Here is a 589-nt window from a genome sequence, read left to right as displayed (position 1 = left end):
TAAGCTTTTACAGGATCAGCTCAAAATTGCCCAGGCGACGATGCATTTTGAGCATCATCCAGCCAAGATGATGCAGGTGGATTTTGCTGGCGATTTGCTCTACTATGTCGATCCTTCGAGCGGTGAGCTGATCGCATGCCCTGTCTTTGTTGCGGTGCTTCCTTTTAGCGGCTACGGTTATGTGGAAGCGTTGCCAAATATGAAATTGGCACAAGTCGTAAAAGCGCTCAACAACGCATTAGCTTATTTTGGAGGCGTCCCACTCGGGGTTAAATCTGACAACATGAAGCAGTGGGTGTCAAGAAGCTCGCGTCACGAGCCTGCGTTTACCGATATGCTCGAACAGTGGGCCAATCATAACCACATCGCTTTGTATGCTGCCCGGCCGCACAAGCCCAAAGACAAAGCAGCGGTTGAAAACTTCGTAAAAATCACTTACCGGCGCGTTTACGCCCAATTACGGAATGACACCTTCCATAGTCTGGCGGCACTGAATGCCGCCATTAAGGAGAAGCTGGCACTGCATCACCAGATGAACTTCCAGAAAAAGGCGTTCAGTCGCCTGGAACTGTTCACAGACCAGGAAGCC

The 589-nt window shown here is 50.3% G+C and carries 1 protein-coding gene; it reads left to right on the top strand.

Annotation, left to right across the window (positions count from 1 at the left end):
• Window positions 1-589, top strand: a 589-nt coding sequence (locus ACQ4MZ_RS31585; RefSeq protein ID WP_430852033.1) for a DDE-type integrase/transposase/recombinase, incomplete at both ends; no start/stop codon positions are given.

The organism is Dyadobacter sp. BHUBP1 (assembly GCF_050587785.1).
Taxonomy (GTDB): domain Bacteria; phylum Bacteroidota; class Bacteroidia; order Cytophagales; family Spirosomataceae; genus Dyadobacter.
This window is presented reverse-complemented; position numbering and strand designations above follow the sequence as displayed.